17 protein-coding genes are annotated in these 21365 nt (G+C 69.0%); 10 read left to right on the forward strand and 7 right to left on the reverse strand.

Translation table 11 applies throughout. The features are described 5' to 3' along the window. Positions 1 to 15: 15 nt before the first annotated feature. Complete coding sequence (locus OHZ10_RS17795; RefSeq protein ID WP_059238591.1) at positions 16 to 1125, forward strand: AGE family epimerase/isomerase; 1110 nt, start codon at positions 16 to 18, stop codon at positions 1123 to 1125. Here the strand turns inward: OHZ10_RS17795 and OHZ10_RS17800 are convergent. Further along, on the reverse strand, positions 1098 to 2717 hold the full coding sequence (locus OHZ10_RS17800) for a methyl-accepting chemotaxis protein (protein WP_174991630.1): 1620 nt from the start codon (positions 2715 to 2717) through the stop codon (positions 1098 to 1100). The genes OHZ10_RS17795 and OHZ10_RS17800 overlap by 28 nt on opposite strands. A gap of 270 nt (positions 2718 to 2987) precedes the next feature. On the opposite strand from OHZ10_RS17800, the gene OHZ10_RS17805 reads away from it, so the two are divergent. Further along, complete coding sequence (locus OHZ10_RS17805) at positions 2988 to 3431, forward strand: PaaI family thioesterase (protein WP_059238587.1); 444 nt, start codon at positions 2988 to 2990, stop codon at positions 3429 to 3431. A gap of 62 nt (positions 3432 to 3493) precedes the next feature. Here the strand turns inward: OHZ10_RS17805 and OHZ10_RS17810 are convergent, their stop codons facing one another. Together OHZ10_RS17810 and OHZ10_RS17815 are read right to left on the reverse strand one after the other, a co-directional pair. Next, positions 3494 to 4546, reverse strand: coding sequence for a CaiB/BaiF CoA transferase family protein (locus tag OHZ10_RS17810; protein ID WP_059238585.1), 1053 nt, complete (start codon positions 4544 to 4546; stop codon positions 3494 to 3496). A gap of 94 nt (positions 4547 to 4640) precedes the next feature. Further along, positions 4641 to 5408: an IclR family transcriptional regulator gene (locus tag OHZ10_RS17815; RefSeq protein ID WP_059238583.1), complete on the reverse strand. Its 768-nt coding sequence runs from the start codon at positions 5406 to 5408 to the stop codon at positions 4641 to 4643. A 138-nt stretch (positions 5409 to 5546) separates the two neighbouring features. Here OHZ10_RS17815 and OHZ10_RS17820 point away from each other — a divergent pair, with 138 nt between their 5' ends. The 7 genes from OHZ10_RS17820 to OHZ10_RS17850 all read left to right on the forward strand — a co-directional run bounded on the left by OHZ10_RS17820 (position 5547) and on the right by OHZ10_RS17850 (position 13069). After that, complete coding sequence (locus OHZ10_RS17820) at positions 5547 to 6329, forward strand: crotonase/enoyl-CoA hydratase family protein (protein ID WP_059238580.1); 783 nt, start codon at positions 5547 to 5549, stop codon at positions 6327 to 6329. An 80-nt stretch (positions 6330 to 6409) separates the two neighbouring features. Next, positions 6410 to 7630: a CoA transferase gene (locus OHZ10_RS17825; protein ID WP_342705458.1), complete on the forward strand. Its 1221-nt coding sequence runs from the start codon at positions 6410 to 6412 to the stop codon at positions 7628 to 7630. Next, on the forward strand, positions 7627 to 8427 hold the full coding sequence (locus OHZ10_RS17830) for an enoyl-CoA hydratase/isomerase family protein (RefSeq protein ID WP_174991631.1): 801 nt from the start codon (positions 7627 to 7629) through the stop codon (positions 8425 to 8427). The genes OHZ10_RS17825 and OHZ10_RS17830 overlap by 4 nt, the downstream gene beginning before the upstream one ends. 86 nt (positions 8428 to 8513) lie before the next feature. Next, positions 8514 to 9566 carry a porin gene (locus OHZ10_RS17835; protein ID WP_340625602.1) on the forward strand — a complete coding sequence of 351 codons (1053 nt, stop codon included), beginning with the start codon at positions 8514 to 8516 and terminating at the stop codon, positions 9564 to 9566. Between the two features lie 10 nt (positions 9567 to 9576). Continuing rightward, positions 9577 to 10899 (forward strand): MFS transporter, encoded by a 1323-nt coding sequence (locus OHZ10_RS17840; RefSeq protein WP_059238576.1) that lies wholly within the window; start codon positions 9577 to 9579, stop codon positions 10897 to 10899. Between the two features lie 38 nt (positions 10900 to 10937). Further along, entirely contained in the window at positions 10938 to 12092 is a 1155-nt protein-coding gene (locus tag OHZ10_RS17845) for an acyl-CoA dehydrogenase family protein (RefSeq protein ID WP_059238574.1), read from the forward strand. A gap of 38 nt (positions 12093 to 12130) precedes the next feature. Continuing rightward, positions 12131 to 13069, forward strand: a complete 939-nt coding sequence (locus OHZ10_RS17850) for an alpha/beta hydrolase (RefSeq protein WP_059238572.1) — start codon at positions 12131 to 12133, stop codon at positions 13067 to 13069. Between the two features lie 58 nt (positions 13070 to 13127). Here the strand turns inward: OHZ10_RS17850 and prpF are convergent, their stop codons facing one another. From prpF to prpB, 4 genes are all read right to left on the reverse strand, one after another. Further along, positions 13128 to 14318, reverse strand: a complete 1191-nt coding sequence (gene prpF, locus OHZ10_RS17855; RefSeq protein ID WP_174991636.1) for a 2-methylaconitate cis-trans isomerase PrpF — start codon at positions 14316 to 14318, stop codon at positions 13128 to 13130. Positions 14319 to 14342: 24 nt separating this feature from the next. Then, positions 14343 to 16937 (reverse strand): Fe/S-dependent 2-methylisocitrate dehydratase AcnD, encoded by a 2595-nt coding sequence (acnD, locus tag OHZ10_RS17860; RefSeq protein WP_340625599.1) that lies wholly within the window; start codon positions 16935 to 16937, stop codon positions 14343 to 14345. An 81-nt stretch (positions 16938 to 17018) separates the two neighbouring features. Beyond that, positions 17019 to 18191 carry a bifunctional 2-methylcitrate synthase/citrate synthase gene (prpC, locus tag OHZ10_RS17865; RefSeq protein ID WP_059238566.1) on the reverse strand — a complete coding sequence of 391 codons (1173 nt, stop codon included), beginning with the start codon at positions 18189 to 18191 and terminating at the stop codon, positions 17019 to 17021. Between the two features lie 97 nt (positions 18192 to 18288). Beyond that, positions 18289 to 19182, reverse strand: coding sequence for a methylisocitrate lyase (prpB, locus tag OHZ10_RS17870; protein WP_059238564.1), 894 nt, complete (start codon positions 19180 to 19182; stop codon positions 18289 to 18291). 170 nt (positions 19183 to 19352) lie between these two features. Between prpB and prpR the strand changes: the two genes are divergently transcribed. Then, entirely contained in the window at positions 19353 to 21335 is a 1983-nt protein-coding gene (prpR, locus tag OHZ10_RS17875; protein ID WP_174991639.1) for a propionate catabolism operon regulatory protein PrpR, read from the forward strand. The last annotated feature ends 30 nt before the right edge of the window (positions 21336 to 21365 follow it).

Here is a 21365-nt window from a genome sequence, read left to right on the forward strand (position 1 = left end):
GCGCTCAACCCCGTCATGCCCGTTTCCGACTCCGCTTCCGCCCAGGCCGCCCAGCTGCGCCACCATTTCGCGCACGTCGTCTTGCCGATCTGGCGGGGTTCAGGGTTCGACCAGACATTGCAGTTGCCGTTCGAGGCCGTCGATCCGGCCACCCACGCGCCGCTGCCCGTCACCCGTTATCGCGCAATGGCGTGCGCACGGCAACTGTTTGTGTTCGCGCAGGCCGGCGACACCGCGCACGCGGCCACGCTGTTCGACGCACTGTGCCGGCACTTTCGCGACGCGCGCCACGGCGGCTGGATCTACAGCGTCGACGCGCAGGGCGCGCCGCTCGATACGACCAAGGATCTCTATACGCACGCGTTCATCGTGTTCGCGTGCGCTGCGTGGCATGCAGCGTCGGGCGACGCCGCCGCGCGCAAAGTGGCCGAGGAGACTGCCGGGCTGATCCAGGACCGCTTCGCGCCGCACCACGGCGACGCGCTGCTCGATGCGGCGCGACACGCCGATTTCTCGTCGTCCGGCAGCGGGGCGCTGCAGAATCCGCTGATGCACCTGACCGAAGCGTGGCTCGCGGCCGCCGATGCCTTCGGCGACGCGGCGTTCGACGATGCGCTGATGCGCACCGCGCAGGCCGTCGAGCGCACGTTCGTCGACGCGGCCACCGGCTGCGTGGCCGAACTGCCGCTTGGCGCAGCCGACAACCGTTTCGAACCCGGCCATCAGTTCGAGTGGTTCTATCTGGTCGATGCGGCCGGCGCGCGGCTCGCGCAGACCGGGCTCCCCGCCGCGCTGTCGCGCGCGTTCACGTTCGCGGAGCAATACGGTGTCGATCCGCAGACGGGCGGCGTCTGTGCGGCGCTCGATGCGCAAGGTGCGTGCGTCGACGGCACGCAGCGGATCTGGGCGCAGACCGAATACCTGCGCGCGCTCGCGACGCACGGCGGCACGCCGGCCTCCGCGCCGCTCGCGCGGCAGATCGAGCGGTTCGCCGCGCGCTTCCTGCATCCGCGCGGCTGGTTCGAGTGCAAGACGGCAGACGGGCAGGTGGCGCGCGCCGACATGCCGTCGACGACGCCCTACCACCTCGCGACCGCCTACGCGGCGCTGCCGGCCGGTTCGTAACCCGCCCCGGCGAACGACGGCGCCGCGCGCTCGCCGCGTGCGGAACGTCCGTCACCCAGCTCGAACACCGACACCGCCTGCATCAGGTGTGCGGTCTGGTCGTTCAGCGACGCGGCCGCCGCCGCGACTTCCTCGACCAGCGCCGCGTTCTGCTGCGTGAGCTGATCCATCTGCGTGACGGCCTGATTCACCTGCTCGATCCCGACGCTCTGCTCGACCGACGCCGAGGTGATCTCCGACATCGTCTGCACGACGCGCGTAATCGACGCCGACACCGTCCGCATCGCATCGCCGGCGCGCTCGACGAGCGCTGCGCCACCGTTGATCTGCGCGACCGAATCCTCGATCAACGCCTTGATCTCCTTCGCCGATTGCGCGCTGCGCTGCGCGAGCGAGCGCACTTCACCTGCGACCACCGCGAAACCACGCCCCTGTTCGCCGGCCCGCGCAGCCTCGACCGCCGCGTTCAGCGCGAGGATGTTGGTCTGGAACGCGATGCCGTCGATCACCGAGATGATCTCCGCGATCCGCCCCGAGCTCTGCGCAATGCCGCGCATCCGGTCGATCACGCTGTCGACCACGCCGCCGCCGTGGCCCGTCGCTTCGAGCGCCGCGTCGGCCAGCGCGCTGGCTGCGCGTGCGCTGTCGGTGTTCTGCCGGACGGTTGCGGTCAGTTCCTCCATGCTCGCGGCCGTTTCCTCGAGCGACGCGGCCTGCGTGCCCGTGCGCGCCGACAGGTCGGCGTTGCCGCCCGCGATCTCGCCCGCGCCGAGGTGGATCGCGTCGGACGCCTGGCGCACCGTGCGCACGGTGCCCGCGATGCTCGCCTGCATCGTGGCGAGGCCGCGCAGCATCCGGTCGATTTCGAACACACCGCCCGCGCGCACGGCTTCGTCGAGCCGGCCCTGCGCGATCCGCTCGAAGTGGCGGCCGGCTTCCTCCAGCGGTGCGACCACCGCGCGCCGTGCAGCCGCGTAGATCGCGGCGCTCGCCGCGAGCATCGCCACCAGCAGCACGATGCCGACCGACTTGAACCAGAGCATGCCGCCGTCGATCGTGTCGAGGGCCGCGCGGCTCGATGCGCCGCCGTAGTCGGTGAAGCGGTGCAGTTCGGCGATATAGGCGTCCTGGATGCTTTGCGTCGGCTGGTCGAGGAAAGCCTGGATGTTGTCGGCGTCGAGGAACTGCACGAGTTCGCCCAGCGCGCCGCGCAGCGCGCGATAACGCTCGGTCAGCGCCGCGACGCGTGCGCGGTTCGTGTCGTCGACCGCCTGCGCGGCCGTCAGCACGGCAAACGCCTTGTCCGCTTCCGCGAGCGACGCGCCTGCATGACGGATGATGTCTTCCGGCTTCGGGCCACCGCGCACCATCCGCGTGCCGGCGCGCGACAGGTTGATGCGCGCGTCGAGCAGCTGCTCGGTCGCCCGGCTGGCCGCGCCGACCTGCGCGATCGCGACGTTCGACAGATCGTCGACGCCGCTACGCGTCGACGTGAGCGCCCAGAAGCCGAGCGCTTCGATCGCGAGCAGGAAGAGGCAAAACACGGTCAACACGCCGAGCAGACCCGACGCGAGCTTGATTTTTCCGAACATGGGGAGGTTCCTGGAGAGCGGACGATGAAGCAATGCCCCGGCATTAGCGGCATTTCTTCGTCGGACTTTAGGAACGGAACGCGGCAAAGTTCGCGTTGCCCGCGCATTCCCGCGGAATCGCCCGCAAACCGGGAGATCTCCGGTATTTGACGCAATAATCGCGTCGCATCGCACCGGAATTTGCAGGAAATGCGGACGAATTTCCTTGCTTATCCGCAGCCCCCTTCCTAGAGTTCAGCGCAAGCGGGCACTCATTTCGAAGGAAGTTCGATGACCGACATCACGGACCACGCGCGCGGCGCATTGCGCGCGCAACCGTTCAGCATGCTGCTGGGCACGGAGCTGATGCATATCGGCGACAACGAAGTGTCGCTGTGTCTGCCCGTGCGCGAGGAACTGCGGCAGCAGCACGGTTTCGTGCACGGCGGCGTCATCAGCTATCTCGCGGACAATGCGCTGACGTTCGCGGGCGCGCTCGTGCTCGGCCCGCGCGTGATCACCGCGGAATACAAGATCAACTACCTGCGGCCGGCCGTGAACGGCACGCTCGTCGCGCGTGCCAAGCTCGTTTATGCGGGACGGCACCAGGCGACCTGCCAGTGTCACGTGTTCGTCATCGACGGCGACCACGAGCGGCTCGTCGCGATCGCGCAAGGCACGATCAACCGCGTCGGCGACGGGAAGATGTCGGATGCGCCGGAGGAAACGGCGTGAGACGGGCCGGATAACGGTCTGAGCGGCCGCTACCCGATTTCGCACAGCAAGCCTTCGCGCCGCTAACCGGCGGCGTCGTCAGCCAGCGGCAAGAAACGCGGCGCCACGCGCGCCCGCACGTTTCCGTTCTCGTCAGTTCGATAGATCCCGCGCGCCGCGTTGTGCGGATGTACGGCCGCGTCGGCCACGCTCAGCACCGGCGCGAAACACGCGTCCGTGCCTTCGAGCAGCGCGCGCCAGTGCGCGGACGGCTGCTGCGCGAACACGTCGGCAAAACGCGCCTTCAGCGCCGGCCAGCGCGCGCGGTCGTACTGCGATGCCGGATCGACGTCGGCCAGCCCGAGCCGTTCGACCAGCAACGCATAGAACGGCGGTTCGAGCGCGCCGATCGTCACGTACTCGCCGTCCGCGCAGCGATACACGTCGTAGAACGGCGCATCGTGGAACAGGCTCGGCTGCGCGCCGTCGAGCTGCCCGTTCGCTCGCGCCCACAGCGCAAGCGAGCCGAGCATCGACACGATGTCGACGATCGCGCCGTCGACCACGCGCCCCGGCCCGCCGCCGCGAACGTCGAACAGCGCGCAGACGATCCCGAACGCGAGCCCGAGCGCGCCGCCCGCATCGCCGACGACGGTCGGCGGCACGCCCGGCCGGCCGTCGCGCGGCGCGGACAGCGACAGCAGCCCCGTCAGCGCGACGTAGTTCAGGTCGTGCCCGGCCGCGGCCGCGAGCGGGCCGTGCTGCCCCCAGCCGGTCATCCGCCCGTACACGAGCTTCGGGTGGCGGCGCGAGCAATCGTCGGGCCCGAGACCGAGCCGCTCCATCACGCCGGGCCGCAGCCCCTCGATCAGCGCATCGGCCTGTGCGATCAGGTCGAGCGCCGCATCGCGGCCGGCCGGCGCCTTCAGGTCAAGCTCGACGATCGTCTTGCCTTCGCGCAGCAGATCGCCGTCGCGGGCCCGCAGCGCGTCCGGCGCGCTCGTGCGGCCGGACGGGCGCGCGATCAGCGTGATCCGTGCGCCCATCCCGGCGAGCATCCAGCCCGCGAGCGGGCCGGGGCCGAGACCTTCGAATTCGACGATGTGGATGCCGGAAAGCGGCGCGTTCAATGCCATGGCGACCTCGCTGAAATGCAGCCGGAACAGGAGCGGCGAAACTTCCCGATTCTATGCGAATGCCGGCTCGCGCCGGCGTCGGCCGACTAGTCGACTAGCCGGCTGCCGCATCCGGACGCCGTGCGTCAAGCGCCTCCCGCATCGCCTTCACGATCGCGTCGCGACGCGCGTCGATCCTCTCGACGGGACCGGCCACCCCCATCGCCAGCGGCAGGCCGTTCCAGCCGTCCGCGATCACCATCGAGATCATCGCCGCGCCCTGCGTGACCGTATGCGCCGAATACGAATAGCCGAGCCGGCGCGTCTGTTCGACCTTGTCGAGCACGACATCCTCGTCGATCGTCCTGCCCGACTTCCCGATCCTGCGGATGCTGCGCGAGACGAGCCGGCGGATCGCGCTGTCCGGCTGAAGGCTCAGCAGCGCCCAGCCGAGCCCCGACATACACATCTCGCGACGCGTGCCGATCGGCGCGTAGAACTGGATCGGAATCGTATGCGAACCCTCGACCGCATCGATGTACTGCACGTACAGATCGCTCTGCACCGCGATCACGACCGCCTCGTGCGTACGTGCCGCCAGTCGCTTCGCGACGGCATGCCAGTGCCGCCGGCTGCCGGCCGCCGAATCGACCAGCGCTTCGCCGAGATTGACGAGCCGCGCGGTGGGCGCATACGCGTGGGTCGCGTCGTCGTACGCGAGATAGCCGAGCGCCTTCATGCTGGTCAGCAGCGCCGCCGCGCTCGACCCCGGATACCCGCAGCGCGTGGCGATCTCGCGCACGCTCAGCGGCCGCTGCAATGTGCTGAAGAGTTCCAGTACCTCGAACACGCGCGCCGCGCTCTTGACCACGTTTCCGCTCATCCCGCCCTCTCCGCAGCTACCGGGACGGGCCTTCCACATATGTGGAACGGAATTTCCCGCCGCCAACCGTCGTGACGATACTAGGCTTCGGCCCGCGACGTGAAGTCCCGCGGCACAGAACACACGGAGACACCAACCATGGCAGCCTTTCTGATCCGTGAACGGCAGGGCCCGATCCTGACCGTCACGATGAACCGTCCCGAAACCCGCAACGCCATTTCGGACACCGATGCGATCGACGCGCTGACCGAATGCTGCGACGACGCGAACCGCGACGAATCGATCCGCGTGCTGGTCCTGACCGGCGCCGGCACGACGTTCTCGTCGGGCGGCAACGTGAAGGCGATGCGCGCGTTCATGGAATCGGACCCGCACGATCTCGCCGCGATCCGGACCAGCTACCGTCGCGGCATCCAGCGCCTCGCCCAGGCGTTCCAGCATCTCGAAGTGCCGGCCATCGCGGCGGTCAACGGCCCGGCGATCGGCGCCGGCACCGATCTCGCGTGCATGTGCGACATCCGCATCGCCGCCGACCGCGCGCGCTTCGCCGAGAGCTTCATCGCCCTCGGCCTCGTGCCCGGCGACGGCGGCGCATGGTTCCTGCCGCAGATCGTCGGCGCCGCCGTCGCCGCGGAAATGTCGTTCACGGGCGACGCGCTGGACGCACAAGCGGCGCTGCGCTGCGGGCTCGTGTCGCGCGTCGTGCCCGACGGCGACCTCCTCGCGCACGCCCACGAACTCGCCGGCCGCATCGCCCGTCACTCGGGTACCGCGTTGCGCCTGACCAAGCGGCTGCTGCGCGAAGGCCGCCATGCAAGCCTCGACACGCTGCTCGACCTGTCCGCGTCGTACCAGGCGTTCGCGCACGCAACGCCCGAACATCGCGCGGCGGTCAACGCGCTGTTCGCCGCGCGCGGCTGAACCCGCGACACATCACGGCCGTGCAGCCGGCGCGTGCCGGTCTGCCGGCGCATCGCATCCACATCGAAGGAGACATCGTCATGATCAGCAGTACCGAAGGCGCGCTCGCAGGCGTGCGCGTGGTGGACCTGAGCCGCGTCTATGCGGGGCCGTTCTGCGCGCAGACGCTCGCCGACCACGGCGCGGACGTCATCAAGATCGAACCGCCGCAGGGCGACGAGACGCGCGACTGGGGGCCCGCGATGCCGAACGGCATTTCCAGCTACTACTGGGGGCTCAACCGCAACAAGCGCAATCTCGCACTCGACCTGTCGCATCCCGACGGAAGCGACGTGCTGTTCCGTCTGCTCGAAACAGCCGACGTGCTGATCGACAACTTCAAGCAAGGCACGCTCGAACGCTGGGGCATCGGCTACGAGGACTGCCTGCGCGAGCGCTTCCCGCGCCTCGTTCATTGCTCGATCTCCGGATACGGCACCGACGGCCCGCTCGCGCGCTTTCCGGGCTACGACGCCGTCGCGCAAGGCCTCGCCGGCTTCATGTCGATCAACGGCGAGCCGGGCGGCATGCCGCTCAAGGTGCCGTTCCCGGTCGTCGATTTCGCGGCCGGCCTGAGCGCGGTATCGAGCGTCCTGCTCGCACTGGTCGAACGGACGCGCTCCGGCCTCGGGCAGCACGTCGACATCGACCTGTTCAGCACCGCGCTGTCGATGCTGCATCCGGTCAGCACGAGCTGGATCGCGACCGGCGAGGTTCCCGTCGCGACCGGCAACGTGTACGGCGCGATCGCGCCGTACGGCGTCTATCCGTGCAAGGACAAGCCGGTCGCGACCGGCGCCGGCAACAACCGAACGTTCGCACGGCTCGTCGACGCGCTCGGCGTGCCCGAGCTGGCGCGCGACCCGCGGTTCGCGACCAACGCGCAGCGCGTCGCGCATCGCGACGCGCTCGACACGCTGCTCGGCCAGCTGACCGCCGAGCTGCGTGCCGACGACGTCGTCGAGCGGCTGATGCAGGCCGGCGTCGCGACCGGGCCGGTCAATACCGTCGCCGATGCATTCGGCCACCCGCAGGCCGCGCGCAACGCGATGTTCGTCGACACCGACACGTACACCGGCGCAGGCATCCCCGCCAAACTGTCACGCACGCCCGGCTCGATACGCCGGCCGCCCCAACCGTTCGCCGCCGACACCGACGCCGTGCTCGACGCGTTCGGCATCGACGCAGCGCGCCGGGATGTACTGCGGCAGGCTGGCGTACTCCACGACACGCGCGCGGACGCCACCGGGAGCACGTCATGAGCGCGTCCGGCTCGTTTTCCTCGCTGACGGGCGACGACGCGCCGTCGATCTTGCGCAACGACGACGACGGCATCGCGTGGCTGACGATCCATCGCCCGCACGTCGCCAATGCGCTGTCCGCCGAAGCGATCCGGCGCCTGTGCGACGAACTCGTCACGCTCGACGACAACCCGTCGATCCGCGTCATCGTGATCCGCGGCTCGGGCGAACGCGCGTTCAGCGCGGGCGTCGATCTCGGCGATCCCGAGATACGCGGGATGCAGCCGATGCGCGGGCTCGCCCGCAACGTGCACGAGCTGATTCTCGAACTGCGCAAGCCGACGATCGCGGCCGTCAACGGCCACGCCATCGGCGGCGGCTGCGAAATCGCGCTCGCGTGCGACCTGCGGATCGCCGCCGATCACGCGACCTTCGCGCTGCCCGAAGCGCGGGTCGGGATGGGCGCGAACTTCGCGAGCGTGCTGCTGCCGCGCCTGCTGCCGCGCGCGATCGCGATGGAGCTGCTGTTCACGGGCCGCCGCTTCGACGCGGACGAAGCGCAGCGCGCCGGCTTGCTGAACTGCGTCGTCCCCGGCGCCGCACTCGACGACACCGTGCGCGAACTGGCGCAGACGATCGCCGCGAACGCGCCGCTCACGATCCGCCGCATCAAGGAAACCGCGACGCGCAGCCAGGGGCTGCCGGTGGCCGCCGCGCTGCGGCTGGACGTCGGCCCCGACGTCTACGCGAGCGAGGACCGGATCGAGGGCGCCCGCGCGTTTCTCGAGAAGCGCAAGCCGGTATTCAAGGGGCGCTGAACCCGATACGGCACGGCGACACCCCGCGCGCAACCGCTCCCAGAACGCGGGCGCGCAAAAAAAAGACATGGAACGGAGACACCTTCATGCAACGGAAAGCACTCCTGATCGGCGTGTGCATGCTGTGCGCCACGTCGGCGCACGCGTCGTCGGTCACGCTGTACGGGATCGTCGACAGCTACGTCGAATTCGATCGCATCGGCAGCCTGTCGAGCGTGCGGCAAAGCGGCGGCGGCTCGTCGACGAGCCGCTTCGGCCTCACGGGCGTCGAGGATCTCGGCGGCGGCACATCGACGAAGTTCGTGCTGGAAAGCGGCTTCTCGCCGGCCGACGGATCGTTCCAGGGCGGCACGCTGTTCTACCGGCAGGCCTACGTGTCGCTGCAGAACACGCGCTACGGCGACCTCCGGCTCGGCCGGCAATACACGCCCGCGTTCTACGTCGTGTATGACGGCGATCCGTTCGGGCTCAACGAACGATTGTCGCCGCTCGCGCTGCTCGCGACGTCGACCGACACGATCACGAGCAACACGACCCCGCCGATTCCGCGCTTCAACCAGGCGGCGTCGTATCTGAGCCCCGACTGGAACGGCCTGCGCGTGATGGCCACGTACGGCTTTCCGACGCCGAACGCGCTGTCGACGCAAGCCGGGCGCAACTACGGCGCCGGGCTCCAGTACCGGATCGGCGGGCTCTACCTCGGCGCCGGCTTCCAGGGCGACACATCGGCCGGCAACCTGGCGCCCGTCGTCTCGCCGTCGACGACGCGCCACTACGTATTCGCGGCCAACTACGCGTTCGCGCGCGTCAAGCTGTACGCCGCGTTCCTGTACGGCGTCGGCACGGCGCCGCACCTGCCCGCGTTCTCGACCGCGAGCGCCGGCGCGTCGATCAACGTCGGCGCGCTCGATCGCGTGCTCGTCTCGATCGTGCGCCGCGACGTGAAAGGCTCGGCGAACGACGCGACCGCGCTCGGCGTCGGCTACGACCATCCGCTGTCGAAGCGCACCTCGCTCTATGCACGCTATCTCTACATGAAGAACGGCGGCGACGCCCGCAACACGGTCGTCGTCGGCCTGCAGCCGCAACCGGGCGGCACCGAGCAGGTGTTCGCGCTCGGCATCGTTCACCGCTTCTGACGGAGTGTCCATGACCCCGACCCTTTCCACTCACCCGGCCGCCGTCGACGAGCGCGCGACGCAGGCGCTCTACCGCCGGATCTCGCGCAGGCTGCTGCCGTTCCTGATCCTCTGCTACACGCTGTCGTTCATCGACCGGATCAACATCGGTTTCGCGCACGCGCAGATGGCCGCCGAACTGCACTTCTCCGACGCCGTCTACGGGCTCGGCGCGGGCATCTTCTTCATCGGCTACATGGCATTCGAGATTCCGAGCAACGCGTTGCTTGCGCGGATCGGTGCACGCAAGACGATCGCCCGGATCATGGTGCTGTGGGGGCTCGGCTCGGCCGCGACGATGTTCGTCACGACGCCCGCGCAGTTCTACGCGTGCCGCTTCCTGCTCGGCGTGTTCGAGGCCGGCTTCTTCCCCGGCATCCTGTTCTATCTCGGCGCGTGGTATCCGCCGCGGCAGCGCGCGAAGGCATTCGCGCTGTTCATGACCGCGCTGTACCTCGCGGGACTGATCGCCGGCCCCGTGTCGGGCGCGATCCTCTCTTACTTCGACGGCGCCGCCGGCCTGAGCGGCTGGCAATGGCTGTTCCTCGTCGAAGGGCTGCCGAGCAGCGTGCTCGGCCTCGTCGCGCTGCGCTTTCTCGACGACCGGCCGGACGACGCACGCTGGCTGTCGGATGCCGACAAGGCCGCGCTGCGCGCCGCGCATGCGCAGGCCGAAGCCGGCACGCCGGACGCAAACGCGGCGCGGCCACTGCTCGCACACCGCGACTTCTGGCTGCTGTGCGCGGCCAATTTCGCGATCGCGGCCGCCGGCTACGCGCTCGTGTTCTGGATGCCCGTGATCCTGCATCGCGGCGGGCTGCATGGCGCGATGCAGATCGGTCTGCTGTCCGCGCTCCCCTACCTGTGCGGCATCGTCGGCATGCTCGCGATGGGCTGGCGCACCGAGCGCCGGCGCGAATGGCGCGGGCACGGCGCCGTCGCGATGCTCGCGTGTGCGGCCGCGCTCGCCGGGCTGGCGAGCGTCGGCGGCACATCGCACCTGCTGATCGCGCTCTGCCTCGCGGTCGCCACGCACGCCGCGTCGTTGCCCGCTTTCTGGGTGCTGCCGGGGCTCGCACTGCCGAAGCGCTCGATGGCGGTCGCGATCGCGGCGATCACGATGTCCGGCGCGATCGGCGGGTTCGCGAGCCCGTTTCTGATGGGCGTGCTCAACACGGCCACCGGGTCGATGCGCGGCGGGCTGTATTTCAACGCCGCGCTGCTCGCGGCCGGCGCCATCGCGTTGCTCGGCACGCTGCGCGGCCGCGCGGTGTCACGCGCGAACGCCGGCTGACGGCATCGACCTCCCTTTTCTCCCACTCATCGACTCCCATGAATTTCGACCTTGAACTCGAACACCGGATGATCCGCGACCTCGTCGCACGTTTCGTGAAGGACGAGCTGATTCCGCTCGAAGCAGCCGTCATGGCGCGCGAGGCCGACGGCCAGCGTTTCGGGCTGCTCGACGATGAACGCTCGCACCTCGACGAGCGTTCCCGACAACTCGGCCTGTGGGGCCTCGACGCGCCACTCGATGCCGGTGGCTCGGACCTGCCGGCCGTCGCGATGGTCGGCGTGAACGAGGCGATCGGCACGACCGTGACACCGTACATCCTGCCGCCCGATTCACCGAACCTGCGGATGCTGTGCGAAGTGGCCGACGACGCACAGCGCGCGCGCTATCTCGCCCCGTACGCACGCGGCGTCACGCACGCCGCGATGGCGATCTCCGAACCCGGCGCCGGCTCGGATCCGGGCGCGTTGTCGACGACGGCCGTGCGCGATGGCGACAGCTGGGTACTGAACGGCCGGAAGATCTGGATCAGCCACGCGCCTGAAGCCGACTGGACGATCGTGATGGCGCTCACCGATCGAAGCAAGGGCAAGCGCGGCGGCATGTCGGCGTTCATCGTCGATCGCGACACGCCGGGCTTCGTCATCGAGCGCCGGATCCCGATGATCGGCGGACTGTCGACGTATGAAATCGTGCTGGAGGACTGCCGCATTCCCGCGGCGCAACTGCTGGGCCAGGAAGGCGCCGGCTTCGCGCCGATGCAGGCACGGCTCGCGAACCGGCGGCTGGAGATGGCCGCGTGGTGCATCGGCCGCGCCGAGCGCGCGGTCACGATGCTGTGCGACTATGCGAAACAGCGCAAGACCTTCGGTGTGCCGCTCGCGGAACGCCAGGCGGTCCAGTGGTGGGTCGCCGACGCGCTCACGCAGATCCACGCGTGCCGCCTCATGACCTACGAAGCGGCCGCGCGCGTGGATGCCGGGCAGGATGCACGCACGCAGATTTCGATGGTCAAGGTGTTCGCCACCGAAATGGCATCGACCGTCATCGATCATGCGATGCAGACGCTCGGCGCGATGGGCATGACGAAGGAAATGCCGTTGCAGCAGATGGCCAGCGAAGCGCGGTTGATGCGCATCTTCGAAGGCCCGACCGAGGTGCACCGTTGGGTCATCGCGCGCAGCGTGCTCTGACCACGGCGCACCTCCTACCTTCATGATGGAGCCACGCGTTGGACACCCTGCATCTCGTCGATCCTGAAATCCGCCCGCTGCTCGAGACCTGGCCGACCGTCACGCTCGGCGTCGAAAACCTCGCGCAGTCGCGCGAACGCGTGCTGCCGCTGCCGCCGCCCGACCTTGCCGGCAGCACGCTCGAACGCCACATGGTGCCCGGTCCCGCCGGCGCGCCGGACGTCCCGGTCCTCGTCTACCTGCCCGACGATCACGCGCGCCCGCTCCCGGCGATCGTCCACATGCACGGCGGCGGCTTCGTGCGCGGCAAGGCGAAGGATCTCGAGGCGGTGCACCGGTCGCTCGTCACGCAGCTCGGCTGCGCGCTGATCTCGATCGACTACCGGCTCGCGCCGGAAACCGTGTTTCCCGGCGCGATCGAAGATTGCTACGCGGCGCTCGCCTGGGTCTTCCGCCATGCCGATACGCTCGGCATCGACGCAACGCGGATCGGCGTGGCCGGCGAAAGCGCGGGCGGCGGGCTCGCCGCCGCGCTGGCGCTGCTGGCCGGTGACCGCGGCGAATACCGGCTCGCGTTCCAGCACCTGGTCTATCCGATGCTCGACGATCGCACCTGCACGCGCACGCCGCATCCGCATACCGGCGAATTCGTCTGGCATGCGGCCAACAACCGGTTCGGCTGGACCTCGCTGCTCGGTCACGCGCCAGGCATCGACGGCGTGTCGCCCTACGCGGCCGCCGCGCGCGCCACGCGGCTCGACGGCCTGCCGCCCGCGTTCCTGTCGGTCGGCTCGCTCGACCTGTTCCTCGACGAAAATCTCGACTATGCGCAGCGCCTGCTCCGCGCGGGCGTGCCGACGGAACTGCACGTGCTGCCCGGCGGCGTGCACGGTTTCGACATCGTGCCTGGCGCACGCGTGTCCGAAACGGCGCGCCGCCTGAGCCACGACGCGCTGCGCCGCTTCCTGCACGGCTGACGAAAACGACGCGGGCGGCCGAAGCCGCCCGCATCTCCATCGATACCGCCCGCAACGATCAGAACGCGTCGCCCGGCACCCGCACCCAGCCTTCCATCAACACGCGCGCGCTGCGGCTCATGATCGCCTTCGTGACGCTCCACTCGCCGTTCTCGAGCTGTGCTTCCGCGCCGACGCGCAGCGTGCCCGACGGATGGCCGAAGCGCACCGCGTTGCGTGCGCCGCCGCCCGCCGCGAGATTGACGAGCGTGCCGGGGATCGCCGCGGCCGTGCCGATCGCGACTGCCGCCGTGCCCATCATCGCGTGGTGCAGCTTGCCCATCGACATCGCGCGCACCAGCAGGTCGACGTCGCCCGCGTTCACGCGCTTGCCGCTCGATGCGACGTAATCGGCCGGCTTCGCGACGAACGCGATCTTCGGCGTGTGCTGCCGCGTCGCGATTTCATCGAGCGTATCGATCAGGCCCATGCGCAGCGCGCCGTGCGCGCGGATCGTCTCGAACTTCTCGAGCGCCTTCGCATCGCCGTTGATCGCGTCCTGCAGCTCGGTGCCCGTATAGCCGATCGCTTCCGCCTCGACGAAGATCGTCGGGATGCCCGCGTTGATCATCGTCGCCTTCAGCGTGCCGACGCCCGGCACCGCGAGATCGTCGACGAGGTTGCCGGTCGGGAACATCGACCCGCCCGCCCCTTCTTCCTCGGCGGCCGGGTCCATGAATTCGAGCTGCACTTCGGCGGCCGGGAACGTGACGCCGTCCAGCTCGAAGTCGCCCGTCTCCTGCACCGCGCCGTTCGTGACCGGCACGTGCGCGATGATGGTCTTGCCGATGTTCGCCTGCCAGATCCGCACGGTCGCGACGCCGTCGCGCGGCACGCGCGCCGGATCGACGAGCCCGCCGCTGATCGCGAACGGGCCGACGGCCGCCGACAGGTTGCCGCAGTTGCCGGTCCAGTCGACGAACGCCTTGTCGATCGCGACCTGGCCGAACAGGTAGTCGACGTCGTGGCCGGGCCGCGTGCTCTTCGACACGATCACCGTCTTGCTGGTGGACGACGTCGCGCCGCCCATCCCGTCGATCTGCTTGCCGTACGGATCGGGGCTGCCGATCACGCGCAGCAGCAGCGCGTCGCGCGCGGCGCCCGGCGCCTGCGCGGCGTCCGGCAGATCCTGCAGCCGGAAGAATACGCCCTTGCTGGTGCCGCCGCGAATGTAGGTCGCGGGAATCCTGATTTGAGGAATGTGAGCCATATGTGTGTTCCCAATGTGCGCCCGTCAGGCCGCCTGCGACGATTCGAGGAAGTCCTGCGCGAAACGCTGCAGCACGCCACCCGCTTCGTAGATCGACACTTCCTCGGCCGTATCGAGCCGGCACGTCATCGGCACCTCGACGCGCTCGCCGTTCTTGCGGTGAATCACGAGCGTCAGGTCGGCGCGCGGCGTGCGCTCGCCGATCACGTCGAAGGTCTCGGTGCCGTCGATGCCGAGCGTCGTCCGGTTCGTGCCCGGCTTGAACTCGAGCGGCAGCACGCCCATCCCGATCAGGTTCGTGCGGTGGATCCGCTCGAAGCCTTCGGCGGCGATCGCCTCGACGCCCGCGAGCCGCACGCCCTTCGCAGCCCAGTCGCGCGACGAACCCTGGCCGTAGTCGGCACCGGCCACGACGATCAGCGGCTGCTTGCGATTCATGTACGTCTCGATCGCTTCCCACATCCGCATGACCTTGCCTTCCGGCTCGACGCGAGCGAGCGAGCCCTTCTTCACCGCGCCGTCGACGACCGCCATCTCGTTGATCAGCGTCGGGTTCGCGAAGGTTGCGCGCTGCGCGGTCAGGTGGTCTCCCCGGTGCGTCGCGTACGAGTTGAAGTCTTCTTCCGGCAGGCCCATCTTCGCGAGGTATTCGCCGGCCGCGCTATCCAGCAGGATCGCGTTCGACGGCGACAGGTGGTCGGTCGTGATGTTGTCGCCGAGCACCGCGAGCGGGCGCATGCCCTGCAGCGTGCGCTCGCCGGCCAGCGCGCCCTCCCAGTACGGCGGACGGCGGATGTACGTGCTCTGCGCGCGCCAGTCGTACAGCGGCGCCGCGCGCTCGCCCGCATCGGCGCTGCGCGCGAACATCGGTTCGTAGACCTTGCGGAACTGTTCGGGCTTCACGCTCGACGCGACGATCGCATCGATCTCCTCGTCGGTCGGCCAGATGTCCTTCAGCGTGACGGGCTTGCCGTCCTGGTCGTGACCGAGCACGTCCTTCTCGATGTCGAAGCGGATCGTGCCGGCGATCGCATACGCGACGACGAGCGGCGGCGACGCGAGGAACGCCTGCTTCGCATACGGGTGGATGCGGCCGTCGAAGTTGCGGTTGCCGGACAGCACGGCCGTCGCGTACAGGTCGCGATCGACGATCTCCTGCTGGATCTTCGGGTCGAGCGCGCCCGACATCCCGTTGCAGGTCGTGCACGCGAACGCCACGATGCCGAAGCCGAGCTTCTCGAGTTCGGGCAGCAGGTTCGCTTCTTCCAGATACAGCTCGACCGCCTTCGAGCCGGGCGCGAGCGAGCTCTTCACCCACGGCTTGCGCGTGAGGCCGCGCGCGTTCGCGTTGCGGGCGAGCAAGGCCGCGGCGATCACGTTGCGCGGGTTGCTGGTGTTCGTGCAGCTCGTGATCGCGGCGATGATCACCGCGCCATCGGGCATTTCGCCCGCTTTTTCTTCCCACTGACCGGCAATCCCGCGCGCGGCGAGATCGGACGTCGGCAGCCGCTTGTGCGGGTTCGACGGGCCGGCCATGTTGCGCACGACGCTCGACAGGTCGAACGTCAGCGTGCGCTCGTATTGCGCGTTGGCGAGCGTATCGGCCCACAGGCCCGCTGCCTTCGCATAGGTCTCGACGAGCTTCACCTGCTCGTCGCTGCGGCCGGTGAGGCGCAGGTAGTCGGTCGTCTGGCCGTCGATGAAGAACATCGCGGCCGTCGCGCCGTATTCGGGCGCCATGTTCGAGATCGTCGCGCGATCGCCGAGCGTGAGGCTCGCCGCCCCTTCGCCGCGGAATTCCAGGTACGCGCCCACCACCTTTTCCTTGCGCAGGAACTCGGTCAGCGCGAGCACGACGTCGGTCGCGGTGATGCCGGGCTGGCGCTTGCCGGTCAGCTCGACGCCGATGATGTCGGGCAGGCGCATCCACGACGCGCGGCCGAGCATCACGTTCTCGGCTTCGAGGCCGCCCACGCCGATCGCGATCACGCCGAGCGCGTCGACGTGCGGCGTGTGGCTGTCGGTGCCGACGCAGGTGTCCGGGTACGCGACGCCGTCCTGCGCCTGGATCACCGGCGACATTTTCTCGAGGTTGATCTGGTGCATGATGCCGTTGCCCGGCGGGATCACGTCGACGTTCTCGAACGCCTTCTTCGTCCACTCGATGAAGTGGAAGCGATCCTCGTTGCGGCGATCCTCGATCGCGCGGTTCTTCGCGAACGCGTCCGGATCGAAGCCGCCACATTCGACGGCGAGCGAGTGGTCGACGATCAGCTGCACGGGCACGACCGGGTTGACCTTCGCCGGGTCGCCGCCGCCGTCGGCGATCGCGTCGCGCAGGCCGGCGAGATCGACGAGCGCCGTCTGCCCGAGGATATCGTGGCACACCACGCGCGCCGGAAACCACGGGAAGTCGCGTTCACGCTTGCGCTCGATGATCTGCTTCAGCGACTCGGCGAGGATCGCCGGATCGCAGCGGCGCACGAGGTTTTCGGCGAGCACGCGCGACGTGTACGGCAGCGTGTCGTAGGCGCCGGGCGCGATCGCGTCGACCGCGGCGCGCGCGTCGAAATAATCCAGCGACGTGCCGGGCAGGGGTTTGCGGTTGGCGGTATTCATGATGTGGGGCGGGAATCTGGGTATGACGTTCCGCGCGCGCCGGCGGCCCGCATCACGGGCGCCGGCACGCGCGGCGGGCGATCAGCGCTTCTCGATCGGCACGAACTGCAGGTCTTCCGGGCCCGTGTAGTTCGCGCTCGGGCGGATGATCTTGTTGTCGACGCGTTGCTCGATGATGTGCGCGCTCCAGCCCGACGTGCGCGAGATCACGAACAGCGGCGTGAACATCGCGGTCGGCACGCCCATCATGTGATACGACACCGCGCTGAACCAGTCGAGGTTCGGGAACATCTTCTTCGCATCCCACATCACCGATTCGAGACGCTCGGCGATGTTGTACAGCTTCACGTCGCCCGCTTCCTTCGACAGCTTGTGCGCGACGCCCTTGATCACCTTGTTGCGCGGATCCGAGATCGTGTAGACCGGGTGGCCGAAGCCGATCACGACTTCCTTGTTCTCGACGCGGCGGCGGATGTCGGCTTCGGCGTCGTCCGGCGAGCTGTAGCGGCTCTGGATTTCATACGCGACTTCGTTCGCGCCGCCGTGCTTCGGCCCGCGCAGCGCGCCGATCGCGCCGGTGATCGCCGAGTAGATGTCCGAGCCCGTGCCCGCGATCACGCGGCCCGTGAACGTCGATGCGTTGAATTCGTGCTCCGCGTACAGGATCAGCGACGTGTGCATCGCCTCGACCCACGACTTCGACGGCGTCTTGCCGTGCAGCAGGTGCAGGAAGTGGCCGCCGATCGAGTCGTCGTCGGTTTCCGTTTCGATGCGCTTGCCGTTGTGCGAGAAGTGATACCAGTACAGCAGCATCGAGCCGAGCGACGCCATCAGGCGGTCGGCAATGTCGCGCGCGCCCGGCAGGTTGTGGTCGTCCTTCTCCGGCAGCACGGTACCGAGCACCGACACGCCGGTGCGCATCACGTCCATCGGGTGCGCGGACGCCGGGATCTGCTCGAGCGCCACCTTCAGCGCGCTCGGCAGGCCGCGCAGCGCGCGCAGCTTGGTCTTGTATGCGGCCAGTTCGGTCAGGTTCGGCAGCGTGCCGTGCACGAGCAGGTGCGCGATTTCCTCGAATTCGCACGATTCGGCGACGTCGAGAATGTCATAGCCGCGGTAATGCAGGTCATTGCCGGTCTTGCCGACCGTGCACAGCGCCGTGTTGCCGGCCGTCACGCCCGACAGCGCCACCGACTTCTTCGGCTTGAATGCGCCTGCGGCGGCCGGTGCTGCTGCGTCTTTCGTCTCGCTCATCTCTGGATTCTCCGATTTGTCGGCCAGTGTTGGCGCCTCAGCGCTTGTGCTGGCCCCATACAACGTTCAGATTCGTGTCTCGTGGGGGCGGGCCGCGTTACTTCTTGCCCTGCGCGAACAGCTCGTCGAGCTTGCGTTCGTATTCGTGATAGCCGAGGAAGTCGTACAGCTCGGCGCGCGTCTGCATCGTCGGCACGGCTGCCTTCTGCGTGCCGTCGCGACGCAGCGTTTCGTAGAAATTCAGCGCGGCCTTGTTCATCGCGCGATACGCGCCGCAGCAGTACAGCGCGATGTCGACGTTCGCCTCGCGCAGTTCGTCGAGCGTGAACAGCGGCGTCGAGCCGAATTCGGTCAGGTTCGCGAGGATCGGCACCTTCACGGCGGCCTTGAAGCGGCGGTAGTCGTCGAGCGACTTCATCGCTTCCGGGAAGATCATGTCCGCGCCGGCTTCGACGTAGGCCACCGCGCGCTCGATCGCCGAGTCGATCCCTTCGGCGGCGGCTGCATCGGTGCGCGCCATGATCACGAACTGGTCGTCGGTACGCGCATCGACCGCGGCCTTCACGCGATCGACCATTTCCTCGACCGGCACGACTTCCTTGCCCGGACGGTGGCCGCAACGCTTCTGGCCGACCTGGTCTTCGAGGTGGACGGCCGCGACGCCGGCCTTGATGAACGAGCGGACCGTACGTGCGATGTTGAACGCGCCGCCCCAGCCCGTGTCGATGTCGACCAGCAGCGGCAGGTCGGTCGCGTTGGTGATCCGGCCCGCGTCGATCAGCACGTCTTCCATCGTGCTGATGCCGAGGTCGGGAATGCCGAGCGAGTTTGCGGCGACGCCGCCGCCCGACAGGTACACGGCCTTGAAGCCGACGGCCTGCGCCATCTTGGCCGCGTACGCGGTGATCGCGCCGACCACCTGCAGCGGTTGTTCCGCCGCGACTGCCGCGCGGAATTTCGCGCCGGCGCTCTGAAGATGCGTATTGCTCATGAACGGCCTCCTGATGGAATGCCCGATAACAGCAAGGACCGGGCCAGCTCGCGAAACGTCGCTAACCCACTGATTCTTAAGCAACCGCCCCGAGCGCTACAGCGTCCTGAGATTTCAATTCGGCAATTTCATGTTTCAAAAATGAAATCGCACGCGCATAATCGGCCGTCATGGACCTCTCCTCGACCAAGCCCGCCGGCCCGGCCGACCGCACGGTGCGCCCGCGCATCTGGGCGATGGGCATCAGCCGCCTGCGCGACCTGTTTCGCGAGATCGCCGGCGAATTCGACGAACGCGCCGACGTGCGCATCGTGACGCGCGCGTATGAGGATGCGCTCAGCGCGATCGCCGAGGCCGGCGCCACGCGGCCCGACGTGATCGTCGCGGCCGGCTCGAACGGCGGCTTCCTGAAAACGCGTGCGCAGGTGCCGGTGGTGGTCGTGTCGCCGACCGGCTTCGACGTGATGCAGGCGCTCGCACGCGCGCGGCGCGACGCATCGCGGATCGCACTCGTCAGCGCCGGGGAAACGCCGCCCGAGGTGCGCCGCTTCGTCGCCGCGTACGGCCTCGACGTGCAGTTTGCGTCATATCAGTCCGCGCAGGAAGCGGAAGCCTGCGTGCACGACCTGCGCGATCGCGGCATCGAAACGATCGTCGGCCCGGGCCTCGTCACCGATCTCGCGGCCAGCGCCGGCATGGGCGCGGTGTTCCTGTATTCGCACGCTTCGGTGCGCAAGGCCGTCGAGACGGCGCTCGAAGTCGCGTATGCGACGCACGCCGAGGGGTTCCGCCGCCAGCGGCTCGACACGCTGCTGCAACACCTGCGCGATGGCGTGGTCGCGCTCGACGCACGCGGCCGCGTCGAGGCGATCAACGAACGGCTCGCGTCGGCGCTCGGGGTCGAACCCGCGGCGGCCGTGGGCCGCGCGCTCGTCGACCTGCGCCCCGAGCTGCGCACGCTGCGCGGCGAGGACGGCGACGCGCTCGCGACCGTGCGCGGCGTGCGCTACGTCGTGCATCGCGGGCCGCTGGTCGATCGCGGCGTGACGTCGGGCAGCGTGCTGACGTTCCAGGAATCGCGCGCGGTCGAACGGCTCGACCGCGCATTGCGTTCGCAGCCGACCACGCAGCAGTTCGCCGCGCGCTACGCGCTCGACGACGTGGTCGGCGCGTCGGCGCCGATGGCGCGCGTGCGCGACCTCGTGCGCCGCTACGCGAAATCCGACGCGACCGTGCTCGTGCTAGGCGAAAGCGGCACCGGCAAGGAAATGATCGCGCAGAGCCTGCACGCGCTGTCCGCGCGGCGCAGCTATCCGTTCGTCGCGGTCAACTGCGGCGCGTTTCCGGAAGCGCTGCTCGAGAGCGAACTGTTCGGTTACGAGGAAGGCGCGTTCACCGGCGCGCGGCGCGGCGGCAAGACCGGCCTGTTCGAGGCCGCGCACCGCGGCACGCTGTTTCTCGACGAGATCGGCGAAATGCCGCCGTCGCTGCAGAGCCGGCTGCTGCGCGTGCTGCAGGAGCGCGAGGTGATCCGCCTGGGCTCGACCGAGCCGATCCGCATCGACGTGCGCGTGATCGCCGCGACGCATCGTCCGCTGCTCGCGGCCGTCGAGGCCGGCACGTTCCGCGCCGATCTCTATTACCGGCTCAACATCCTGAACGTCGGCCTGCCGCCGCTGCGCGAGCGCGCGGCCGACATTCCCGCGCTCGCGGCAACGCTGCTCGTGCAGGCCGCACGACGCGAACCGCGCCTCGCCGAACGCCTGCGCGACGCCGATGACGCGACGCGCGTGCTCGGCGCAACCCGGGCGACGCTCGCGCGCTACCGGTGGCCCGGCAACGTGCGCGAACTGCAGAACGTGATCGAGCGGATCGCGGTGGAGCTGGCCGAGGAAGCCGACGAAAACGATCCGGCCGCCGCTTGCGGCGCGCTCGATCCCGACGCGCTGCAGGCGATCGCGCCCGAGCTGTTCGCGGCGCCGCCCGACGCGGCCGACATCGACGATGCGCAGACACTGCACGCGCGCCGCCGCCGTGCCGAAGCCGACGAGATCCGCGCGGTGCTCGACGCGTGCGGCGGCGACCGCGACCGCGCGTGCGCGATGCTCGGCATCAGCAAGACGACGCTGTGGCGGAAGTTGTCGGTGAAATAGGCAGGCCGGATTCGACGCGCCGGCGCGCTT

Source organism: Burkholderia arboris (assembly GCF_038723655.1).
GTDB classification, from domain to species: Bacteria; Pseudomonadota; Gammaproteobacteria; order Burkholderiales; family Burkholderiaceae; genus Burkholderia; species Burkholderia arboris.

What these genes read in the sequence shown, in the direction of transcription:
- OHZ10_RS17805 (WP_059238587.1), top strand. Translation starts at nt 2,988, where the DNA reads ATGACCGACATCACGGACCACGCGCGCGGCGCATTGCGCGCGCAACCG.
- OHZ10_RS17810 (WP_059238585.1), bottom strand. Translation starts at nt 4,546, where the DNA reads ATGGCATTGAACGCGCCGCTTTCCGGCATCCACATCGTCGAATTCGAA.
- OHZ10_RS17795 (WP_059238591.1), top strand. Translation starts at nt 16, where the DNA reads ATGCCCGTTTCCGACTCCGCTTCCGCCCAGGCCGCCCAGCTGCGCCAC.
- prpB (WP_059238564.1), bottom strand. Translation starts at nt 19,182, where the DNA reads ATGAGCAATACGCATCTTCAGAGCGCCGGCGCGAAATTCCGCGCGGCA.
- prpR (WP_174991639.1), top strand. Translation starts at nt 19,353, where the DNA reads ATGGACCTCTCCTCGACCAAGCCCGCCGGCCCGGCCGACCGCACGGTG.
- OHZ10_RS17815 (WP_059238583.1), bottom strand. Translation starts at nt 5,408, where the DNA reads ATGAGCGGAAACGTGGTCAAGAGCGCGGCGCGCGTGTTCGAGGTACTG.
- prpC (WP_059238566.1), bottom strand. Translation starts at nt 18,191, where the DNA reads ATGAGCGAGACGAAAGACGCAGCAGCACCGGCCGCCGCAGGCGCATTC.
- OHZ10_RS17800 (WP_174991630.1), bottom strand. Translation starts at nt 2,717, where the DNA reads ATGTTCGGAAAAATCAAGCTCGCGTCGGGTCTGCTCGGCGTGTTGACC.
- acnD (WP_340625599.1), bottom strand. Translation starts at nt 16,937, where the DNA reads ATGAATACCGCCAACCGCAAACCCCTGCCCGGCACGTCGCTGGATTAT.
- OHZ10_RS17840 (WP_059238576.1), top strand. Translation starts at nt 9,577, where the DNA reads ATGACCCCGACCCTTTCCACTCACCCGGCCGCCGTCGACGAGCGCGCG.
- OHZ10_RS17825 (WP_342705458.1), top strand. Translation starts at nt 6,410, where the DNA reads ATGATCAGCAGTACCGAAGGCGCGCTCGCAGGCGTGCGCGTGGTGGAC.
- OHZ10_RS17835 (WP_340625602.1), top strand. Translation starts at nt 8,514, where the DNA reads ATGCAACGGAAAGCACTCCTGATCGGCGTGTGCATGCTGTGCGCCACG.
- prpF (WP_174991636.1), bottom strand. Translation starts at nt 14,318, where the DNA reads ATGGCTCACATTCCTCAAATCAGGATTCCCGCGACCTACATTCGCGGC.
- OHZ10_RS17845 (WP_059238574.1), top strand. Translation starts at nt 10,938, where the DNA reads ATGAATTTCGACCTTGAACTCGAACACCGGATGATCCGCGACCTCGTC.
- OHZ10_RS17820 (WP_059238580.1), top strand. Translation starts at nt 5,547, where the DNA reads ATGGCAGCCTTTCTGATCCGTGAACGGCAGGGCCCGATCCTGACCGTC.
- OHZ10_RS17830 (WP_174991631.1), top strand. Translation starts at nt 7,627, where the DNA reads ATGAGCGCGTCCGGCTCGTTTTCCTCGCTGACGGGCGACGACGCGCCG.